Here is a 15333-nt window from a genome sequence, read left to right as displayed (position 1 = left end):
GTTGGAGACTCTGGCTTCAGCGCTGGTGCGCTTGAAGTTCGAGGATGAGGAACCTCCAGAGCCGTATTTCGGTAGCCCCAGGCTTGCGGCAGCGCATCGCCGAATCGTCGATTCCATCATTACGGAAAGTGGGCGAATCGGGGATTCGCGTCGGGTGGCGCGCTGGGAGTCCTGGCGGCGGTGGTCCACGAGACAATACGAGAGGGGTATTATCGCTCGGTATGCCTCGTCATTGGAGGCATGGGATGAGTGGGGAGCTAGCCAGAAGATTGAGGTGCTGAAAACCTGCTCTGCGCCCTTCGTTCCAAATGAAGAGGAGCTGGAGGAGCTTCGCAACGAGATCGATGCGGCTCGTAACTCCTCCAACTCCGACGGCTCCTCACGAGGCGCCTGACGGCAACACTGACGGCAACGTCAGCGGACGGCTACCGCTGAGGGCGGCGGCTCCTCGGAGTCGTCGCCCTCAGCCAGTACGTCGCCCAGTGCGTCGATGGCTTGGCGTTGGAGGCGGAGTCGTACGTGGGCGTAGACGCCGGCGGTGACGCCGATGTGGGCGTGGCCGAGAAGTTCCTTGATCACGACGAGGTCGACGCCCTGTTCCAGGAGCAGGGTGGCGGTTGAAGTTTCCCCGTGATTCCGGACACGTGATCGTTATGCCGCGAGGGTGTGCTGCTGCCGCTGCCTGGTCTCGGCCGGGGTGAGATAGCCGAAAGTCCGGTGCTTGCGCAGGCGGCGGCGGTTGTAGAAGGTCTCGATGAAGGAGAAGACCTCGGCTCGGGCAGTGGCCCGGTCGGGCCAGGTGCGGGTGCCGATCTCCTCTTTGAGTAGGGCCCAGAAACTCTCCGCGGCGGCGTTGTCGAAGCACGATCCGGTCCGCCCGCAGCTGCCTCGCAGTCCCGACTCACGTATTGGGTCGCGGAATTGGGCCGATGTGTATTCGCTGCCGCGATCGCTGTGGACCACGCAGCCCGGCTCCAGGCCGCCGCGGCCGTGGGCCATGTTGAGAGCGTCGACGACGAGCTCGGCGCGGTGGTGGTCGGCCATGGCGTAGCCGACGACCTCGCGGGTGGCCAGGTCCAGCCAGCAGGCGAGGTAGAGCCAGCCTTCGGCGGTGGGCAGGTAGGTGATGTCGCCGACCAGCTTGATGCCGGGCCGCTCGGCGTGGAAGTCGCGGCCGATCAGGTCCGGGGCCGGCGTCGCCTTCTTGTCGGGCCGGGTCAGCGAACGCCGTCTGCGCCGGGTGACACCACGGGTGTCGCGCTCACGCATCACACGGGCGATGCGCTTGCGGTTCACCTGCCGTCCCAGGCGGCGTAGTTCGGCGTGGATGCGCGGGACACCGTAGGTGTGGCGGGAGGCGATGTGCACCACGGTGATCTCGTGCGCGAGCGCATCGTCGGCGGCTTGCCGGGCACGGCGGGCCGCCTCGCCCTCGCACCATGCGTAGTAGGAGGAGCGGGCGACTTTCAGCACCCGGCACAGCAGGACGATCGGGTACGTCGCCTTCTCCGCATGGATCAACCGGTACAGCTCGCTCACCGGTCGTTCTCCTTCACGAAGAAGGCCGTCGCTTTTTTCAGGATCTCGATCGTCTGCTGCTGTTCGCGGACCTCCTTGCGCAGCCGCTTGAGCTCCTCGCGCTCGGCACTGGTCAGCTCACCGGACTCGCCCTCGCCCCGGTCGGCCTTGGCCTTGCGGTACCAGCCGCGCAGGGACTCCGAGCTGATGCCGAGTTCCCGGGCGACGGCGGTGACCGTCTTGCCCGAGGAGTCGACGAGCGCGATCGCGTCCCGCTTGAACTCCTCGGTGTACCGCTTTGTGTACTTGCTTCCCACCTGGTGCTACTTCCTCTGGAACCTCAAGATCCCAGTCTCCAGGTGTCCACGATCAAGGGGAAGCTTCAGGCCGCTCCTTGCCCCGCCGCCGCGACAGCGCCGGCAGCCGTCGCACCGCCTTCAAGATGCGCTTGCCGCCCTGGGCCGCGCTCAGCGCGTCCGACTCGCCCAGCAGCGCCAGGAACGGGCGCACGGTGTTGTAGCGCAGGGCCAGCTTCTCGCGCATCGCTGCCTCGGCCGAGCCGTCGTCCTCGGGCACCAGGGCCTCGACGGTCGCGACCGCGACGGCCACGGCCGTACGCGGCACCGCGAGGGGATCGTCGCCCAGGAACGTGCCGATGTAGCGGACGGTGCAGATCTGCAACGCCATTCCCAGACGATGCCCGTCCGACCGCCGCAGCGCGATCAGGTCGCGGTCGTCGTCGTTCAGGAAGAAGAACCGCTCCAGCTCCGGGCGCGTGGGCACCTCACCGAACGTCCCGTAGGTAGCGGCTTGCTCATCAGTCAGAAATTCCACCGGCACAGCCGGACCGCATGCAGCCCCCGCACCCGCTCAACGATCTTTCCCGGAAGCCCCCACCCGGGCTGGCCACTGTGGTGGCGACCATGATCAATCTCAGCGCTACATCCTGTACCGCAACTACTCAGACCCGCTGTCCGGTCGAGGGTCACAGCGGGCCCAGCGCCTCTTCCGGCGCGGCTGCCAGTTCGAGGGTTTCGAGCACGGTGAGCAGTTGCCGCTCCTCGTAACGGAAGTGGTTCTCCATGATCGCGGCGATGCCTTCGAGGTGCTGGTCAAGCTCCTCGGGCGCTGCGGCCCGGTCGGCAGCATCGCGCAGGCCGCCCAGCAGGTGGGCGATCATCGAGTGGTCCTGCTCGAGCGAGCGCAGCACCGGGCGCAGCTCCGGGTGAGCGGCTTCGACGGCCGGGAACAGGGTGCGGTCTTCGCCCTGGTGGTGGCCGTCGAGAGCCGTGCAGAAGCCATGGCAGTACAGCAGCAGTTCACGGGTGGCCGCCTCACCGGGGGTGCCGTCGGCAAGGGAAGCGCGGGTCACGGACAGCGCTTCCCGCAGTCTGCCGTGCACTCGGCGGATTTCTCGGTTCCAGGCGACGAGCCTGGTCGTCTCGCGCTCAGTCACGCGAGAGCGAAGGGTGCGACGCATGCATCGTCGGCCTCCTTCGATCCGGCGCCTCCATGCCTGACACGGTCTGCCACCAGCACGCGACGCTCCCCGCACACTGCCGTGCCCGCTGCCCGCCGACCCCACTGCCGTCCCCCACGCTCCCGGACGGACGCCGCGGCTCTCACACAGCCGTGTCCGGGGTGCCCTCCGCCTCCTCGGGCGCGAGGCGCAGGATTCGCCGACCGGGCTGCCGTCCGCCTTCCGGCGCCCGTTGTCCACCCTCGGTCGCCGCCCTGGCTCCCGGCGAACCGAGCAGCCGCTCCACGGGCAGCAGCCTCTCCCCTGTCGTCTCCGCGGCCGACTCGCTCGTGGTCGGTCCCATGCCCAGCGCTCTGCGTGTCATGGGACGATCTTGCCTCCTCCCCCGGAGCGGAAGACCGGCGGCCCGAAGTCGCGTGAGGTCAATTGCTTGCGCCTCCCTGCCCGCCGCCGACGACTCCCCGGTTCAGGCGGCCGCGCGCCCGCAGGAGTCCTCGCCCGTCCGTGCCGGAGGCCGGTCCGGGCTCGTGCTCGATGCCGTGCTCCCGTGACACACCCGCCGCCGTCACCCGGCTTCTCCCGGGCCGCCTCACAAGGGGTTGCTCGACGAGTGCCGTGGACGGCCGGTCCGGCCGTCCACGGCACTCGTCACCGCAAGGACACCTGGCGCGGTCCCTGCTACAAGGACAGAAGGCCGGCGACCGGAGCGAGGAGGTCGCGCACCGGCTTGAGGGCCTGTTCGCCCTGGCTCGGCTGGCTGGAGGACGTGCTGGACGTGCTGGTGGACGGTTCCGGATCGGCTGCCTGGACCGCGTGAGCAGGAGCGGCGACGACCAGGGAGCCGAGGACGAGGGCGGTGGAGGCAAGGAGGATTCGCGTAGACATCATGCTTCGGACAACGATCGCGCTCTCCCTCGGGCACGTCGGTGCACCGGAATGGCCGACCGTCCCGCTCGGCCATTCCGGTGTGGTCAGGGGACGTGCCCGCCCCGTGCCCGGCCGGCCGGGCTCGTCCGCGTGATTCCCGAAGGAAAACCGGACGGCGATGTCGAGAAGCCGCGGCCTGCTCCGTCCCCGGGGTGAACGCGACCACAACGGCCGCACCGGCACCGAGGAGGGACACGACGGCCGAGTACCTGCTGCCGAAGCACTACCGCGGCGCCCCGGCCCCGGTCGACGACGTGCCGATGGAGCGGTGGACGCCGGAGGAGATCTCGGCACACGTGCAGTACACGAACGACTTCGCGGCCCGGCTCGAGGGGACCGGCGGGTTCGTCCGTGGGCGTCGGGCTCGCGTCCGCTGTGGGAGCTGCTGCGGGCGGTGCCGCCCCCGCGCCGCCCCACGTCCTCGCGTTGACAAGCGCGACCCGGGGGTGAGGGGGGCCCGGCACATGTGCCGGGCCCCCCTCGATGATCGGACGTCGCGGAGTGGTGTCGAGGCCCGTCCCGGTGGCGGCGGGGTCCGGCCTCACCCGCGGGTTCTCACGAGTGCCGGACGAGGCGCGCGCACGCTTCCCGCACCGCGCACAGCAGACGTCCCGCGATGCCGCGCGAGGCTGCTTCCTTGCGTGCCTCGGCGAAGTAGTCCGCACTGCTCAGCTGCCCGTTGACCCACTGGTTGGCGGTGTCCGCGTCCTTGTGGGTCACGGTGAGTGTGTGCTTGCTGTGACTCATGCTGGCCCCCGAGTAGGTCGGAATGCTGCGCGTACCCGTTCTACACAAGGAAGGTGTAACCGTGTGCGCATATCCGCAAACTGACCGTGTTCGCACTGTGTCATGAGGGGGCGCCTTCGGGGTCGTCCGCCGGAGGCTTGTTCTGGCTGGGAACATTGGCCCCCGTGACAGGAGAGGGATTCCTCAGCTCCCTGACGACACCGATCAGGTTCACGACCGACTTGAGGCGCTTGTCCTCCCGGAAGTTCGCGGGGATGTGCCCCGGCTTGAGCGCCTGGATCATGAGGAGACCCCGTTTCGTCGCGCCGGCCCGCACGGGGACGAAGAGGGCGCTGCGGCAGTCCTCGGCCATGTAGACGCGCTCACGGTCGGAATCGTCGCGGATGTCCGAGACCGGGCGTCCGAGGGTGGAAAGAGCGACCCCCACGAGGAAGCCTCCCTTTTCGGTACTCTGTGTGAACTTTTCCTGGAAGTGTCGCTGAGTCGCCTGATCGTTGGCGGATTCCAGGTGGAGTTCGTCATTGTTCTCAGCCAGCCAGTAAAGACCGCTCGCCGCGTCGGCATGAGCCAGCTGGCCTGCGGTTTCGACGAGCCGCTTCAGGGCCTTCTCCCGCTTCTCCTCGAATCCCGCAGGGTCGACGAGCATTTCTCCCACGAGGCGCGAAATCGGCTCGAGAGCGGCTTCGAGAACGACCGACCTGTCGGCTTCGATCTTCTTCTGGCTGGTGTTCAGGGTGAAGAAGGAAGCCGTGAAGGCGCAGAGCACGCAGGTGACGATGTAGTAGACGCCCAGGCTGTTCGCGGCGAAGGCCGGGACAGTGGGGAGTCCGACGGAAACGGCACTGAGGGTGGCCACCCCCCAGGGCTTCATTCTTCTGGGGCCCAGCAGTTTGTTCAGCACCAGTGCAGACAGCCTTCCGTTGACATTTTCAGGGCGGTGTCAACGGTGACGGCATCGCGTTATGCGCGGTTCCTGGAAAGAGGGGAAACTGCTCCGCCGGGTGAACGGGTGACAGTGAAGCACGGATGGCGCACGCCGCAAGCGCGCACGCCCCCTGAATGACCGTTCGAGCCGCTTTCCCGATCACGATCGCACGGAAACGATACGAGGTCGAGGAGTGCCCCTCGCTCCTACTGTGCTTTCGGGGGCAGTCGTTTCTCGAACCAGTGGTGGGCGTAGGGCTCGTCGTTGAAGGCGGGGACTTCGGTGTACCCGCTGCTGCGGTAGAGGCGTGTGGCGGCCTCCAGGGCTTCGTTGGTGTCGAGCCGCACCAGCTCGCCGCCGTGGCGGGCGGCGCGTTCCTCGAGTTCGGCCAGGAGGCGCCGGGCCAGGCCGAGGCCTCGTACCCGTGGGGAGACCCAGAGCCGTTTGATCTCCGCGGGGGCGCCGGCCGGCAGCTTGAGCCCGCCGCAGCCCACCGGCTCGCCGTGCAGCCGGGCGACGAGGAACAGGCCGCGCGGCGCACGCAGTTCACCGGGGTCGGGCAGCAGGCTGTTCGCGGGGTCGAAGCCGCCCTCGAGGAGCTCGCGCAGTTCGGCGGCGTAGGAGCGCAGGCAGTGCGCGGCGTCGGGGTGGGCGGGGTCGAGCACCGCCAGGGAGACCACCGAGGCGGTCAGCAGCCGCTCGACCTCGGCCATGGCCGACGTCAGCCGATCCCGCTGCCGGGCGTCGAGGGGAGCGAGCAGCGAGGCGGCGAGGGCGTCGCTGCGGGCGTCGAGGAGGGCACGCTCCCGCCGGCCCGTCTCGGTCAGGCGTACGGTGCGCACCCGTCGGTCACGGGGGTGGGGCTCGACCGTGACGAGGCCGTCGTGCTCGAGCGCCCGCAGCAGCCGGCTCACGTAGCCGGAGTCGAGGTCGAGCCGGTCCCGCACGCCGCGGACGTCGTGCGTGTCCCCGTCGCCGATCTCCCAGAGCAGCCGTGCCTGACCGTAGGGGCGCGTGCCGCCCAGGTAGCGGTCGTGCAGCACTCCCACCCGTCCGGCGACCGCCCGGTTGAAGCGCCGTACCTGCTCCACCTGCCCCTTCTCCATTTCTCTGACCTTAGTCAGAGGAATGCTCCGGGACAAGTGGCGGCGGGAGGCGCCCGCGTCGCCGGGCAGCGGTGGGATGCCTCCGACGGAGGGGCCGGGCAGCCGTCCGCGACCGGAACCGTGCGCGCCCGTGCCGGCGTCCCCGTACCGGGAACCGGTGATCTTGCCGGGCACGACTCCGGAGTGAGGACGCATGACGGGCACGGTCACCGACGCCCCGCACGACTCGGACCGGCGGCGGACGCCCGGCCGGCGCGGACGGGTGTGGGGGCTGCTGGGCTGTGGCGTCGTGCTCGCCGTACCCGCCGCTCTGCTCGTCGTCCGGCTGACGGGACTCGACGCGGGAACACCGCTCGCGATGCCCGTGGTGCTCCTCCCCCATACGACCGTTCTCGGTGTGCTGGTGCTGGGCGTGGTCGCCGCGGTCCCCGCCCTGCGGTCCCGGTGGGCCGTGGCCGTCGCCGCGGCCGTGGTGGTCGCCCACGTGGCGCTGCTGGCACCGCGGTTCGTACCCGAGGACCGGCACGTGCCGACGGGATCGGCCCGGTTGCGTGTCGCCACCGTCAACGTGAACGCCGGCGGCGCCGATCCCCGCGCACTGGTGGAGCTGGTCCGCACCGAGCGGATCGACGTGCTGGCCGTGGAGCAGATGCCCCCGTCAGGGGTGGACGCGCTCGACGGGGCGGGCCTGGGCAAGCTGATGCCGTACCGGGAACTCCACCCCGGGTACGACTCCTCGCTCTACTCACGGCACCCGCTGTCCCACGGCGGCACGACGCGTATCGACACCGCCTGGCCCCAGACCACCGCCGAGGTCGCGGTCGGCGGGCACAGGGTGCGGTTCGTGGCCGTTCACACCTACTACCCGCTCGGAGACCCGGAGCGCTGGACACGGGACATGACCGCCCTCACCTCCCTGGCCCGGCGCAGCGGCCCGGACACCGTGTTCCTGGGCGACTTCAACGCCTCCCTCGACCACACCCCGATGCGGGAGCTGCTCGCGGCCGGCCTCACGGACACCCATGCCGAACTCGGCCGCGGATGGGCCCCCACCTGGCCCGTCGGCCACGCCCTCGTCCCCCCTCTGATCCAGCTGGACCACGTCCTGCACGGTTCCGGCCTGGCGGGGGTCTCCGTCGGCGAGCGCACCGTGCCGGGTACGGACCACCGGGCGGTCGTCGCGGTACTGGCGCTGCTGCCGGAGCAGGAGGAGGACCGGGCCGCCTGACCAGGGACAGGACCGGCGGGGGTGCGCGCGGCAGGGCGACACCGCGGCGCCGTGACACCGGCGCTCACCGATCCCGCGGCCGTGTCCGGGAGGGCCGGCCCTGCCCGGTGTCCCCGCGCCTCCCCTCCCTCCCCCGCCCCTCCAGTCCCGCGAACGCCTGTGCCATACTCGAGCGCCGATCATGGCAGGAAACGACCGGGGGGCCGTGTGTACGCCGTTTCTCTGGACGCCCCCTATCTGGACACGGACGCGGATCAACTCTGCTTCTCGCTGAGCCTGACGGAGCGTCCGGCGCTGGCAGAACGTGTGGTGTCGCTCCGCGGGCTGGATGTGCGGTTGCGGCTGCTCGGGGCCTCGCACCAGGTGTTCGCCGGGCCCGTGCGGGAGACGGTGGCCTGTCTGCGGGGCGCGGTGAAGGGGCTGCCCGAGACCTGCACCCAGCACCTGCCGGGCTGGGTCTACGAATTCGGCGCCACCACCCGCCGGCTGGCCCCCGAGGAGTTCAGCGCCGAGGTGGCGCAGGTCCTCGGCCGGGCCACCGACGCCGAGCACAGCCTGTGCGGGGTCTTCCCCGGCTCGCCGGAGGCGGTCACGGCCGTGGTCGTCGAGCCGGCCGGGGGACCGTACGGCACCGGACTCGCCTGGCGCACCTGGCACACGTATCCGCAGAACGGCCAGATCGTATCGACGCACAGCCGGCTGGAGGCCCGATGAACAGCGCCCGACTCGTCCGCGCAGCGGTGGCGGCCCTGCTGGCCGCGCCCCTGCTCACCGCCTGCTCCGGCGACGGGGACGACAACGCGGTCCCGCGCGAGTGGATCAGGAAGACCTACACCCCGACCGGAGCGGACTGGGTGGACCCGGACAGCACCCCGAGCGAGGTCTCCAAAGCGATCCGCGCCGAGCGGACGGAACTGGACCGTGCCTCCGGCGACAACATGGAGTTCCTGCGCTACCGCGACGACATGGTCACCGTCTCGCCGTACCGGAGCGGCAGCCTGATCGAGATCGAGGACTACCGCAACGGCTACCACCGCCACCAGCGGCACCTCACCTACTGGCCGGACCCGGACAGCGCGAGCTTCCGCGGCGGCGGCCCCGGCGAGGGCAAGTAGCGCCCGGTGACCGGCCGGCCCATCCGCCGACGCATCCCCCGTCCCTCCCGCACACCACCGGATCACGCCCCGACCCCGCCCCCAAGAAAGGCAACGCAGTGACCGAGATCTTCGAGTCGACCGGCCAGGCCCTGCTCTACGGAGTCGTGGGCCTCGTCGTGATGGCCGTCGGCTTCATCGCGCTCGACCTCGTCACGCCGGGCAAGCTGTACCACGTGGTATGGACCGACCGGAACCGCGGCGCGGCCGTCCTGCTGGGCAGCCAGTCCGTCGCCGTGGGTCTGGTCATCATGAAGGCCATCGAGGCGAGCGAGTCCGAGCAGGGCCTCGGCCACGGCCTGCTCAGCACGCTGCTGTACGGCCTGGCCGGGGTGCTGGTGATGACCGTCGTCGGCATCGTGATCGGCTTGTTCACACCGGGCCAGATGGGCGCGGTCGTCCTCGACGACCAGGACGGCCGTCCGCACCCCGCCGCCTGGGTCCAGGCCGGCATGTACCTGGGCACCGGGTTCATGGTCGGCGCGGCGATCTCGTAACGACGCCCCTCGATGAGCACCACCACCGTGCAGGGCAGCGACACCACCGCGACACCCTCCCGCCCCCCGGCCGCGCAGCCCACCCGGGGGGCTCGTTTCCTGCTGCTGCTCGCCGTCTTCCTCTGCGCGGCCTGCGGCCTCGTGTACGAGCTGGCCCTGACCGCGCTGGGCAGCTACCTCATCGGCAACTCGGTGCTCCAGACCTCCGTGGTGATCTCCGTGATGGTGTTCGCCATGGGGCTCGGCTCCCTCGCCGCCAAACCCCTGCGCCGCCGCGCGGTGGGCGCGTTCGCGCTCGTGGAGGGCGTGCTCGCGCTGGTCGGCGGGCTGTCGGTGCTGGTGCTGTACTCGGCGTTCGCCTGGCTCCAGCTGTACACCCCGGCGATGATCGTGGTCGCGGTGGCCGTCGGCCTGCTGATCGGCGCCGAGATCCCGCTGCTGATGACCATGCTCCAGCGGATCCGGCGGCAGGAGGCGGGCAGCGCGGTCGCCGACATGTTCGCCGTCGACTACATCGGGGCGCTGGTCGGCGGCCTGGGCTTCCCGCTGTGGCTCCTGCCGACGTTCGGCCAGCTCAAGGGCGCGCTGGTGGTCGGCTGCGTGAACGCGGTGGCCGGTGTCATCGTGGTGGTGTTCATCTTCCGCCGGCAGATGCGGCGCCGGGTGCGGGGCGCCCTGCTGGCCGGGGTCGCGGCGGTGCTGGCCGTGCTCGGTACGGCGTACGCGCTCGCGGACGACCTGGAGGTGACCGCGCGCCAGCAGATGTACCGGGACCCGATCGTCCACGCGGAGACGACGCCGTACCAGGAGATCGTCGTCACCCGCTCCACGGCCTTCACCGGCGAACCGGACATCCGGCTCTTCCTCAACGGCGACCTCCAGTTCAGCTCCGTCGACGAGTACCGCTACCACGAGTCCCTCGTCCACCCCGCGCTCGCGGACTCCCGCGCCAACGTGCTGATCATGGGCGGCGGCGACGGGCTCGCCCTGCGCGAGGTGCTGCGCTACGACGACGTACGGCACGTCACCCTCGTGGAACTGGACCCGGCGATGACCCGGCTCGCGCGCGACTACGAGCCCCTGCGCGACCTCAACGACGAGGCGCTCGACGACCCGAGGGTCGAGGTCGTCAACGCCGACGCCTTCAACTGGCTGCGCGACGCCCGCCGGCCGTACGACGCGGTCGTCATCGACTTCCCCGACCCGGACACGGCGGCGCTGGCCAAGCTGTACTCGGTGGAGTTCTACCACCTGCTCAAGCAGGTCCTGACACCGCGGAGCAGGGTGATGGTGCAGAGCGGGTCGCCGTTCTTCGCACCGAAGACGTACTGGTCGATCACGAAGACGATCGAGACGGCGGGCTACTCGACCACCCAGTTCCAGGTCGACGTACCGAGCTTCGGCAACTGGGGCTTCGTCCTGGCCGCCCCGGGCGAGGGCACGTCCCCGCCGCTGCGGCTGGCATCGGACGCCCCGCGCCTGCGCTACCTGGACGAGGCGGTCCTGAAGGCCGCCGCGGTCTTCCCCGTGGACCGCCGCCGCCAGGACGTACGGCCGAGCACGCTGATGGAGCCGGCCGTGCTGGAGTACGTGCTGGACGAGTGGAAGAACTACTGACCGCCCACGCCCGGGATCACCCGCGTGGTGGGCGGGGACGGGTTCGCTCGCGCCCGTAGGTCCTATGACCCTCCGGTCGCCGGCGGTCGGCAGCCCCCTCGGATCGACCTGGGCGGCGCGAACGTCCCGGGCGGGATCCCCGGGGCCGGCGCCAAGGACGCGGCGAGCGGTCACGCCGGTCGTAGCGCAGGCGAGCTCGTACGAGGTGGACGTGTTCAGCTCGCGGTGCCGTCCACCGTTTGAGGTGGGCCGGTGAAGCGGCTGCGGTCGGTCCTTGAGTGGACTCACGGGAGTCGGACAGGATGGGTCCACGAATAGTGTCGTTTGGTGCGGAAGGAGCTGTTTGTGGAGTTCGACATCAACGACCGGAGCACGTGGGCCTGGACGGTGACCGGAGTGCCACCCGAGGACTGGGCTGACGAGGGGGTACGCCGTCAACCCCGACGATGCCCATTCCTTCTACCAGTTCGTTGATCACCGCCCGGTGTTCCAGCCCTGCGCTGTGGGGCTTGTCTACAACCGTTCCTAATCAGTGAGCAGGAGTGAGCCTTGGACACGAACCTGGTCAACTGGCGCATCCCGAACGGTTGTGGATGCGCTGGTCACCCGCGTTCGCTCCGCGTCGGGCGGCACGGATCGGGTCCGTGGTCGGGGAAGGCGGGGGCGGGTTTCCTCACGCCCCGGGGTGTCCGGTGCGGCCTGGACGGTCCGATGCCCTAGTCGAGGTGCCCGTGCACCGTAAAACGGGGCACGCCGAATCTGTCGGGGATCTGCTGGACGGTCTTCTCCCGCTCGTCGTCGTAGAGCCGCTGGACGAGCACGGCCTGGTCCGCGGTGAGCTCGGCCTGCGCCCGCCGTCTGTTCCGGCGGCGGATCCAACGCGTTCGGCGCGGGATTCCATCTCCACGCTCACGTCACTCCGCCCCGGTGGGCAGAACCCACGCCGAACCCCACGGTTCGCACGGTGTCGCCCAGCTGATCAGAGAGGCTGGCGAGGTGCCGCGAGTACGTCCCCGAGTACCTTCTCGAGCGTGACGCGGGCCAGTTCGTGTCTCAGGGTCTCCTCGATGTCCTGGTAGATGCCCCGCATTGCCGGCTGGATGCCGTGACCCACCACGCACCCCTGGTCCGGGGCGGTGCGGTGCATCGCGAACAGTGGGCCGGGTTCCACTGCCTCGTACACGTCGAGCAGGGTCATCGACTCCAGCTCGCGCGCCAGCGACCAGCCCGCGCCCGCGCCCCGCCGGGACTCCACGAGTCCGGCTCTGCGCAGCTCGCCGAGCAGCCGTCTGATCACCACGGGGTTGGTGTTCGCACTGGTCGCGATCTGCTCGGAGGTGGCGACATCGTGGCCCTGGCGCTGGTAGAGACCGATCCAGGCCAGTGCGTGGGCGGCGATGGTCAGCCTGCTGTTGGCGCTCATGACCCCTCCTCCGGTCGCAACGCTCCATGTTACGACAGCACAGTCGCAACAGTGAAGGTTGCGACAACCTGTCGTAACGATTATCGTTACGACAGCCGGGAAGGGCCGATCACGGACAAGCGCGGACCGTGAGCGTGTTGCGAATTCAAAGGAGAACAGGAATGGAAAGTAACGAAAAGATCATTCGCGAGGCTTACCGGCTCGCGGAAGGGAACGTTCTCGACGGTGACGGTTTCCTGGCCTTGTTCACCGAGGACGGGTCGTTCAACGACATGTCGACCTCGCAGAGTTTCCGCGGGGAGCAGATTCCTCAGGTGATCGCGGGCCTCGCCCGCTCGTTCCCCGATGTACACCGTGAGCTGCTCGAGGTACATGCCTTCGGTGATGTCGTCGCCGTCGAGTTGCGAATCCAGGGCACGCATCTCGGAGGGTTCCCGACTCCGGTCGGCGAGATCCCCCCGACCGGGAACCGGATCGACGTGCCGGCGGCGGACCTCTGGTACCTCCGTGACGGAAAGATCGAAAGGTTCAACTGCTACAACTTGATGAGCGTGTGGCTTGATCAAATCGGGGTCCACCCTGACTTCAAGTCCGCAGTCGAAGCCACCGAGACAGCAGCCACAACGGCGTAACTCCGCCGGTCAGCGCCGAGTGTGCGACAAGACACTCCCTTCTTCGGGCCGCACGTCCGGCGCTGCTTCTTCCGACCCACGCACTGCGTACCGGGGGCACGCGGCTCGGGACAGCCCTGATCGACAGCGATGCGCTGTTCCCCGACGGCATCGCCGGCGTCGCCCTGCGCGGTCTGGCCGGCGCCGATGCCGCACCGGGCCTGGTACCGCTGTGCTACCTGGCCGGACACCCCGGGGGCGGCTACCACGCCTACGCGCAGATCCGCTTCCACCCCGAGGACGCCTGCTTCGTCCGCACCACCCGCGAACCGGTCGGCCGCGGCCCGGTCGAGGAGCTAGGCCCACAGTGGTTGCTCGCAGCGCACGTGTCGGTCTCACAGGCCCGTCAGGGCGAGGAGCCGGTGCATGTGGTCGGGAGGCAGCCCGGGGTGGCCGGCGGCGGCGACCGCGGCCGATTCCGACGCGTCGGCCAACAGGTGCGTCAGCTCGCGGACCGGTCGGCGCCTGGCGCCCGGAGGGACGCTGGTGGTCGTCGGTCTCCGGCGTGCGCGGACTCCCGGCGACCATCTGCTCGGTGCCGCCGCCCTTCCGCTGAACGCCGTCACGGGCCGGCTCAGGAACAAGGGCCGCACGGCACGTCCACCGGTCTCGATGACGGCGCCCGTCCGGCCGGCGACCATGAGCTTTCCCGAGATCGTCCGGGAGGCCCGGCGCGTGCTGCCCGGTGCACGACTGCGCCGCCGGCTGTTCTGGCGCTACGCCCTGGTGCGGCACCAGGACTGAACCCAGACGCCGCGCGAGCGGCCCGTCGGGCTTGTTCCGCGCTGCCGAAACTCGTGAGCACGTGGCTCGCCGGCCAGGCGCCGCACGCCTTCCGGAGTGCCGTCGGAGCACTGCTCCCCCTCACGGACAGAGCCACCTGGCTTCGTTGATCTCCGGAGTGGGCATCGAGGCGGCGACGGTCTCACGCCGCTGCAGGTGTCCTCTCGGCCGCGGAACGGCGTTTCCAGTACGCGACGGTCAGCACGCCCAGCAGCGGCCCCCACAGGGTCAGCGGCGCGTAGCAGAAGAAGAACCAAGCAGCTTCCCAGCCGCCGGCTCGGCTGGGGTAGTCGGCCGGCAGGTCACCACCTCGGATCATGGTGCCCCTGACCTCGGAGACGATGAACAGAAGGGTGAACAGGAGGGTGAGGCCCGCGGCTCCGATGGCGGCCGGGAGGACGGCCGCCCTTCTCGGGACCCGGCGGCCGCGGAGGAACGGGATCCAGCGGGGGAACACCTCACCCCAGCGGGCGATCAGACCGATCGCAGCGAACGCGAAGACCTCGGACAGGACCGACAGGAAGACGACGTACATCCGTTCGCCGAGTCCGTGACCGTCGCCGAACGCGGACGGGAGCCGCCAGATGCTGGAAGGAAGGACGGCCAAGGGCACGGCATAGGCCACGCGCCGCATCCGTCGTGACACTCCGGCAACGGGCTCGTGGGCCGCCCGCCATGCGGCGCGTAAGCGTCCGGGGTGGACGGTAGTGGGTGCTTCGGCGTGCTGGAACTGCTGCATGGGCGGTCCTCGGCTTGGATGAACTACTTGTTCGGCCCGTTCAGTAAGGAAGATCCCAGTCACGGGGGCTCCGATCATCGCCCTGAAGGCCGGCTCGGCTCCGTCCGACGGTCGACGAAGTGGTCCGACCGGCGGATGACCTCGGTACCCGTCTGCCGCATGACCAGTACGTTTCACCAAGAGCACCCCGACGCTGTCCTGGCAAGGGACCCGGTGCCTCCCCAGCTCATCGACACCGCACGTCCGTGGAGCGGGGCGCCCTCCCGAACCGGGCATGGCCGTGGTCGGCGTACGGGGTGCACAGCGTGTCGACGAGCCAGTCGTCCGCGCCGCCGGGTGAGTCCACGAGCGTGCGCATCACCGCGATCGCCTCGTCGCCCCGGCCGTGCCGGGCCAGGAGCCACGCCGGTTCGACCGCGCCGTGGCTGCGACGGACTGGTGAGTCGCCCGGCTGCCGGTACACGGCGATCGCGCCTTCGACGTCACCGCTCAGCCCGGCCGCGGCCGCGGGAAGGCCC

General features: G+C 69.9%; 18 protein-coding genes and 3 pseudogenes. 8 read left to right on the top strand and 13 right to left on the bottom strand.

Annotated elements, in window-relative coordinates; all coding sequences use genetic code 11:
- Positions 1–414: 414 nt before the first annotated feature.
- The 7 genes and pseudogenes from ACZ8ZB_RS34825 to ACZ8ZB_RS34795 form a co-directional block, all read right to left on the bottom strand.
- Positions 415–645, bottom strand: a pseudogene (locus ACZ8ZB_RS34825) (site-specific integrase); the annotation flags it as partial.
- A gap of 6 nt (positions 646–651) precedes the next feature.
- Positions 652–1539: an IS3 family transposase gene (locus tag ACZ8ZB_RS34820; RefSeq protein ID WP_470741791.1), complete on the bottom strand. Its 888-nt coding sequence runs from the start codon at positions 1537–1539 to the stop codon at positions 652–654.
- A complete protein-coding gene (locus tag ACZ8ZB_RS34815) occupies positions 1536–1835 on the bottom strand; it encodes a transposase (RefSeq protein ID WP_470741379.1) in 300 nt (99 codons plus the stop codon). Before ACZ8ZB_RS34815 ends, ACZ8ZB_RS34820 begins: the two co-directional genes overlap by 4 nt.
- A gap of 52 nt (positions 1836–1887) precedes the next feature.
- Positions 1888–2358: a DUF4158 domain-containing protein gene (locus ACZ8ZB_RS34810; RefSeq protein ID WP_470741790.1), complete on the bottom strand. Its 471-nt coding sequence runs from the start codon at positions 2356–2358 to the stop codon at positions 1888–1890.
- Between the two features lie 145 nt (positions 2359–2503).
- A complete protein-coding gene (locus ACZ8ZB_RS34805) occupies positions 2504–2974 on the bottom strand; it encodes a hemerythrin domain-containing protein (protein ID WP_470741789.1) in 471 nt (156 codons plus the stop codon).
- A 166-nt stretch (positions 2975–3140) separates the two neighbouring features.
- Entirely contained in the window at positions 3141–3362 is a 222-nt protein-coding gene (locus ACZ8ZB_RS34800) for a hypothetical protein (RefSeq protein WP_470741788.1), read from the bottom strand.
- A gap of 314 nt (positions 3363–3676) precedes the next feature.
- On the bottom strand, positions 3677–3886 hold the full coding sequence (locus tag ACZ8ZB_RS34795) for a hypothetical protein (protein WP_470741787.1): 210 nt from the start codon (positions 3884–3886) through the stop codon (positions 3677–3679).
- A 191-nt stretch (positions 3887–4077) separates the two neighbouring features.
- On the opposite strand from ACZ8ZB_RS34795, the pseudogene ACZ8ZB_RS34790 reads away from it, so the two are divergent.
- Positions 4078–4284 (top strand): annotated as a pseudogene (locus ACZ8ZB_RS34790) (hypothetical protein); the annotation flags it as partial.
- A gap of 196 nt (positions 4285–4480) precedes the next feature.
- Here the strand turns inward: ACZ8ZB_RS34790 and ACZ8ZB_RS34785 are convergent.
- The 3 genes from ACZ8ZB_RS34785 to ACZ8ZB_RS34775 form a co-directional block, all read right to left on the bottom strand.
- A complete protein-coding gene (locus ACZ8ZB_RS34785) occupies positions 4481–4672 on the bottom strand; it encodes a hypothetical protein (protein ID WP_470741952.1) in 192 nt (63 codons plus the stop codon).
- A 100-nt stretch (positions 4673–4772) separates the two neighbouring features.
- Positions 4773–5573 (bottom strand): GAF domain-containing protein, encoded by an 801-nt coding sequence (locus ACZ8ZB_RS34780; RefSeq protein WP_470741786.1) that lies wholly within the window; start codon positions 5571–5573, stop codon positions 4773–4775.
- A gap of 230 nt (positions 5574–5803) precedes the next feature.
- Positions 5804–6703 carry a bifunctional helix-turn-helix transcriptional regulator/GNAT family N-acetyltransferase gene (locus ACZ8ZB_RS34775; RefSeq protein WP_470741785.1) on the bottom strand — a complete coding sequence of 300 codons (900 nt, stop codon included), beginning with the start codon at positions 6701–6703 and terminating at the stop codon, positions 5804–5806.
- A 193-nt stretch (positions 6704–6896) separates the two neighbouring features.
- On the opposite strand from ACZ8ZB_RS34775, the gene ACZ8ZB_RS34770 reads away from it, so the two are divergent.
- The 5 genes from ACZ8ZB_RS34770 to ACZ8ZB_RS34750 all read left to right on the top strand — a co-directional run bounded on the left by ACZ8ZB_RS34770 (position 6897) and on the right by ACZ8ZB_RS34750 (position 11199).
- A complete protein-coding gene (locus ACZ8ZB_RS34770; protein WP_470741784.1) occupies positions 6897–7931 on the top strand; it encodes an endonuclease/exonuclease/phosphatase family protein in 1035 nt (344 codons plus the stop codon).
- A gap of 207 nt (positions 7932–8138) precedes the next feature.
- Positions 8139–8645 (top strand): DUF2617 family protein, encoded by a 507-nt coding sequence (locus ACZ8ZB_RS34765; protein WP_470741783.1) that lies wholly within the window; start codon positions 8139–8141, stop codon positions 8643–8645.
- Positions 8642–9046 (top strand): DUF4247 domain-containing protein, encoded by a 405-nt coding sequence (locus ACZ8ZB_RS34760; protein WP_470741782.1) that lies wholly within the window; start codon positions 8642–8644, stop codon positions 9044–9046. Before ACZ8ZB_RS34765 ends, ACZ8ZB_RS34760 begins: the two co-directional genes overlap by 4 nt.
- A gap of 98 nt (positions 9047–9144) precedes the next feature.
- Complete coding sequence (locus tag ACZ8ZB_RS34755; protein WP_470741781.1) at positions 9145–9582, top strand: DUF350 domain-containing protein; 438 nt, start codon at positions 9145–9147, stop codon at positions 9580–9582.
- A 12-nt stretch (positions 9583–9594) separates the two neighbouring features.
- A complete protein-coding gene (locus ACZ8ZB_RS34750) occupies positions 9595–11199 on the top strand; it encodes a polyamine aminopropyltransferase (protein ID WP_470741780.1) in 1605 nt (534 codons plus the stop codon).
- A gap of 979 nt (positions 11200–12178) precedes the next feature.
- Here ACZ8ZB_RS34750 and ACZ8ZB_RS34745 read toward each other — a convergent pair.
- Positions 12179–12622, bottom strand: coding sequence for an Rrf2 family transcriptional regulator (locus ACZ8ZB_RS34745; protein ID WP_470741779.1), 444 nt, complete (start codon positions 12620–12622; stop codon positions 12179–12181).
- A gap of 161 nt (positions 12623–12783) precedes the next feature.
- On the opposite strand from ACZ8ZB_RS34745, the gene ACZ8ZB_RS34740 reads away from it, so the two are divergent.
- Together ACZ8ZB_RS34740 and ACZ8ZB_RS34735 are read left to right on the top strand one after the other, a co-directional pair.
- Positions 12784–13254: a nuclear transport factor 2 family protein gene (locus ACZ8ZB_RS34740; protein WP_077797483.1), complete on the top strand. Its 471-nt coding sequence runs from the start codon at positions 12784–12786 to the stop codon at positions 13252–13254.
- 498 nt (positions 13255–13752) lie between these two features.
- Positions 13753–14037: pseudogene (locus tag ACZ8ZB_RS34735) on the top strand (SAM-dependent methyltransferase); the annotation flags it as partial.
- Between the two features lie 181 nt (positions 14038–14218).
- Here ACZ8ZB_RS34735 and ACZ8ZB_RS34730 read toward each other — a convergent pair.
- Together ACZ8ZB_RS34730 and ACZ8ZB_RS34725 are read right to left on the bottom strand one after the other, a co-directional pair.
- Entirely contained in the window at positions 14219–14815 is a 597-nt protein-coding gene (locus tag ACZ8ZB_RS34730) for a hypothetical protein (protein WP_470741778.1), read from the bottom strand.
- A 226-nt stretch (positions 14816–15041) separates the two neighbouring features.
- A complete protein-coding gene (locus ACZ8ZB_RS34725) occupies positions 15042–15278 on the bottom strand; it encodes a hypothetical protein (RefSeq protein WP_470741777.1) in 237 nt (78 codons plus the stop codon).
- Positions 15279–15333 lie beyond the last annotated feature (55 nt).

This window comes from Streptomyces sp. 12E, from assembly GCF_055633275.1.
This window is presented reverse-complemented; position numbering and strand designations above follow the sequence as displayed.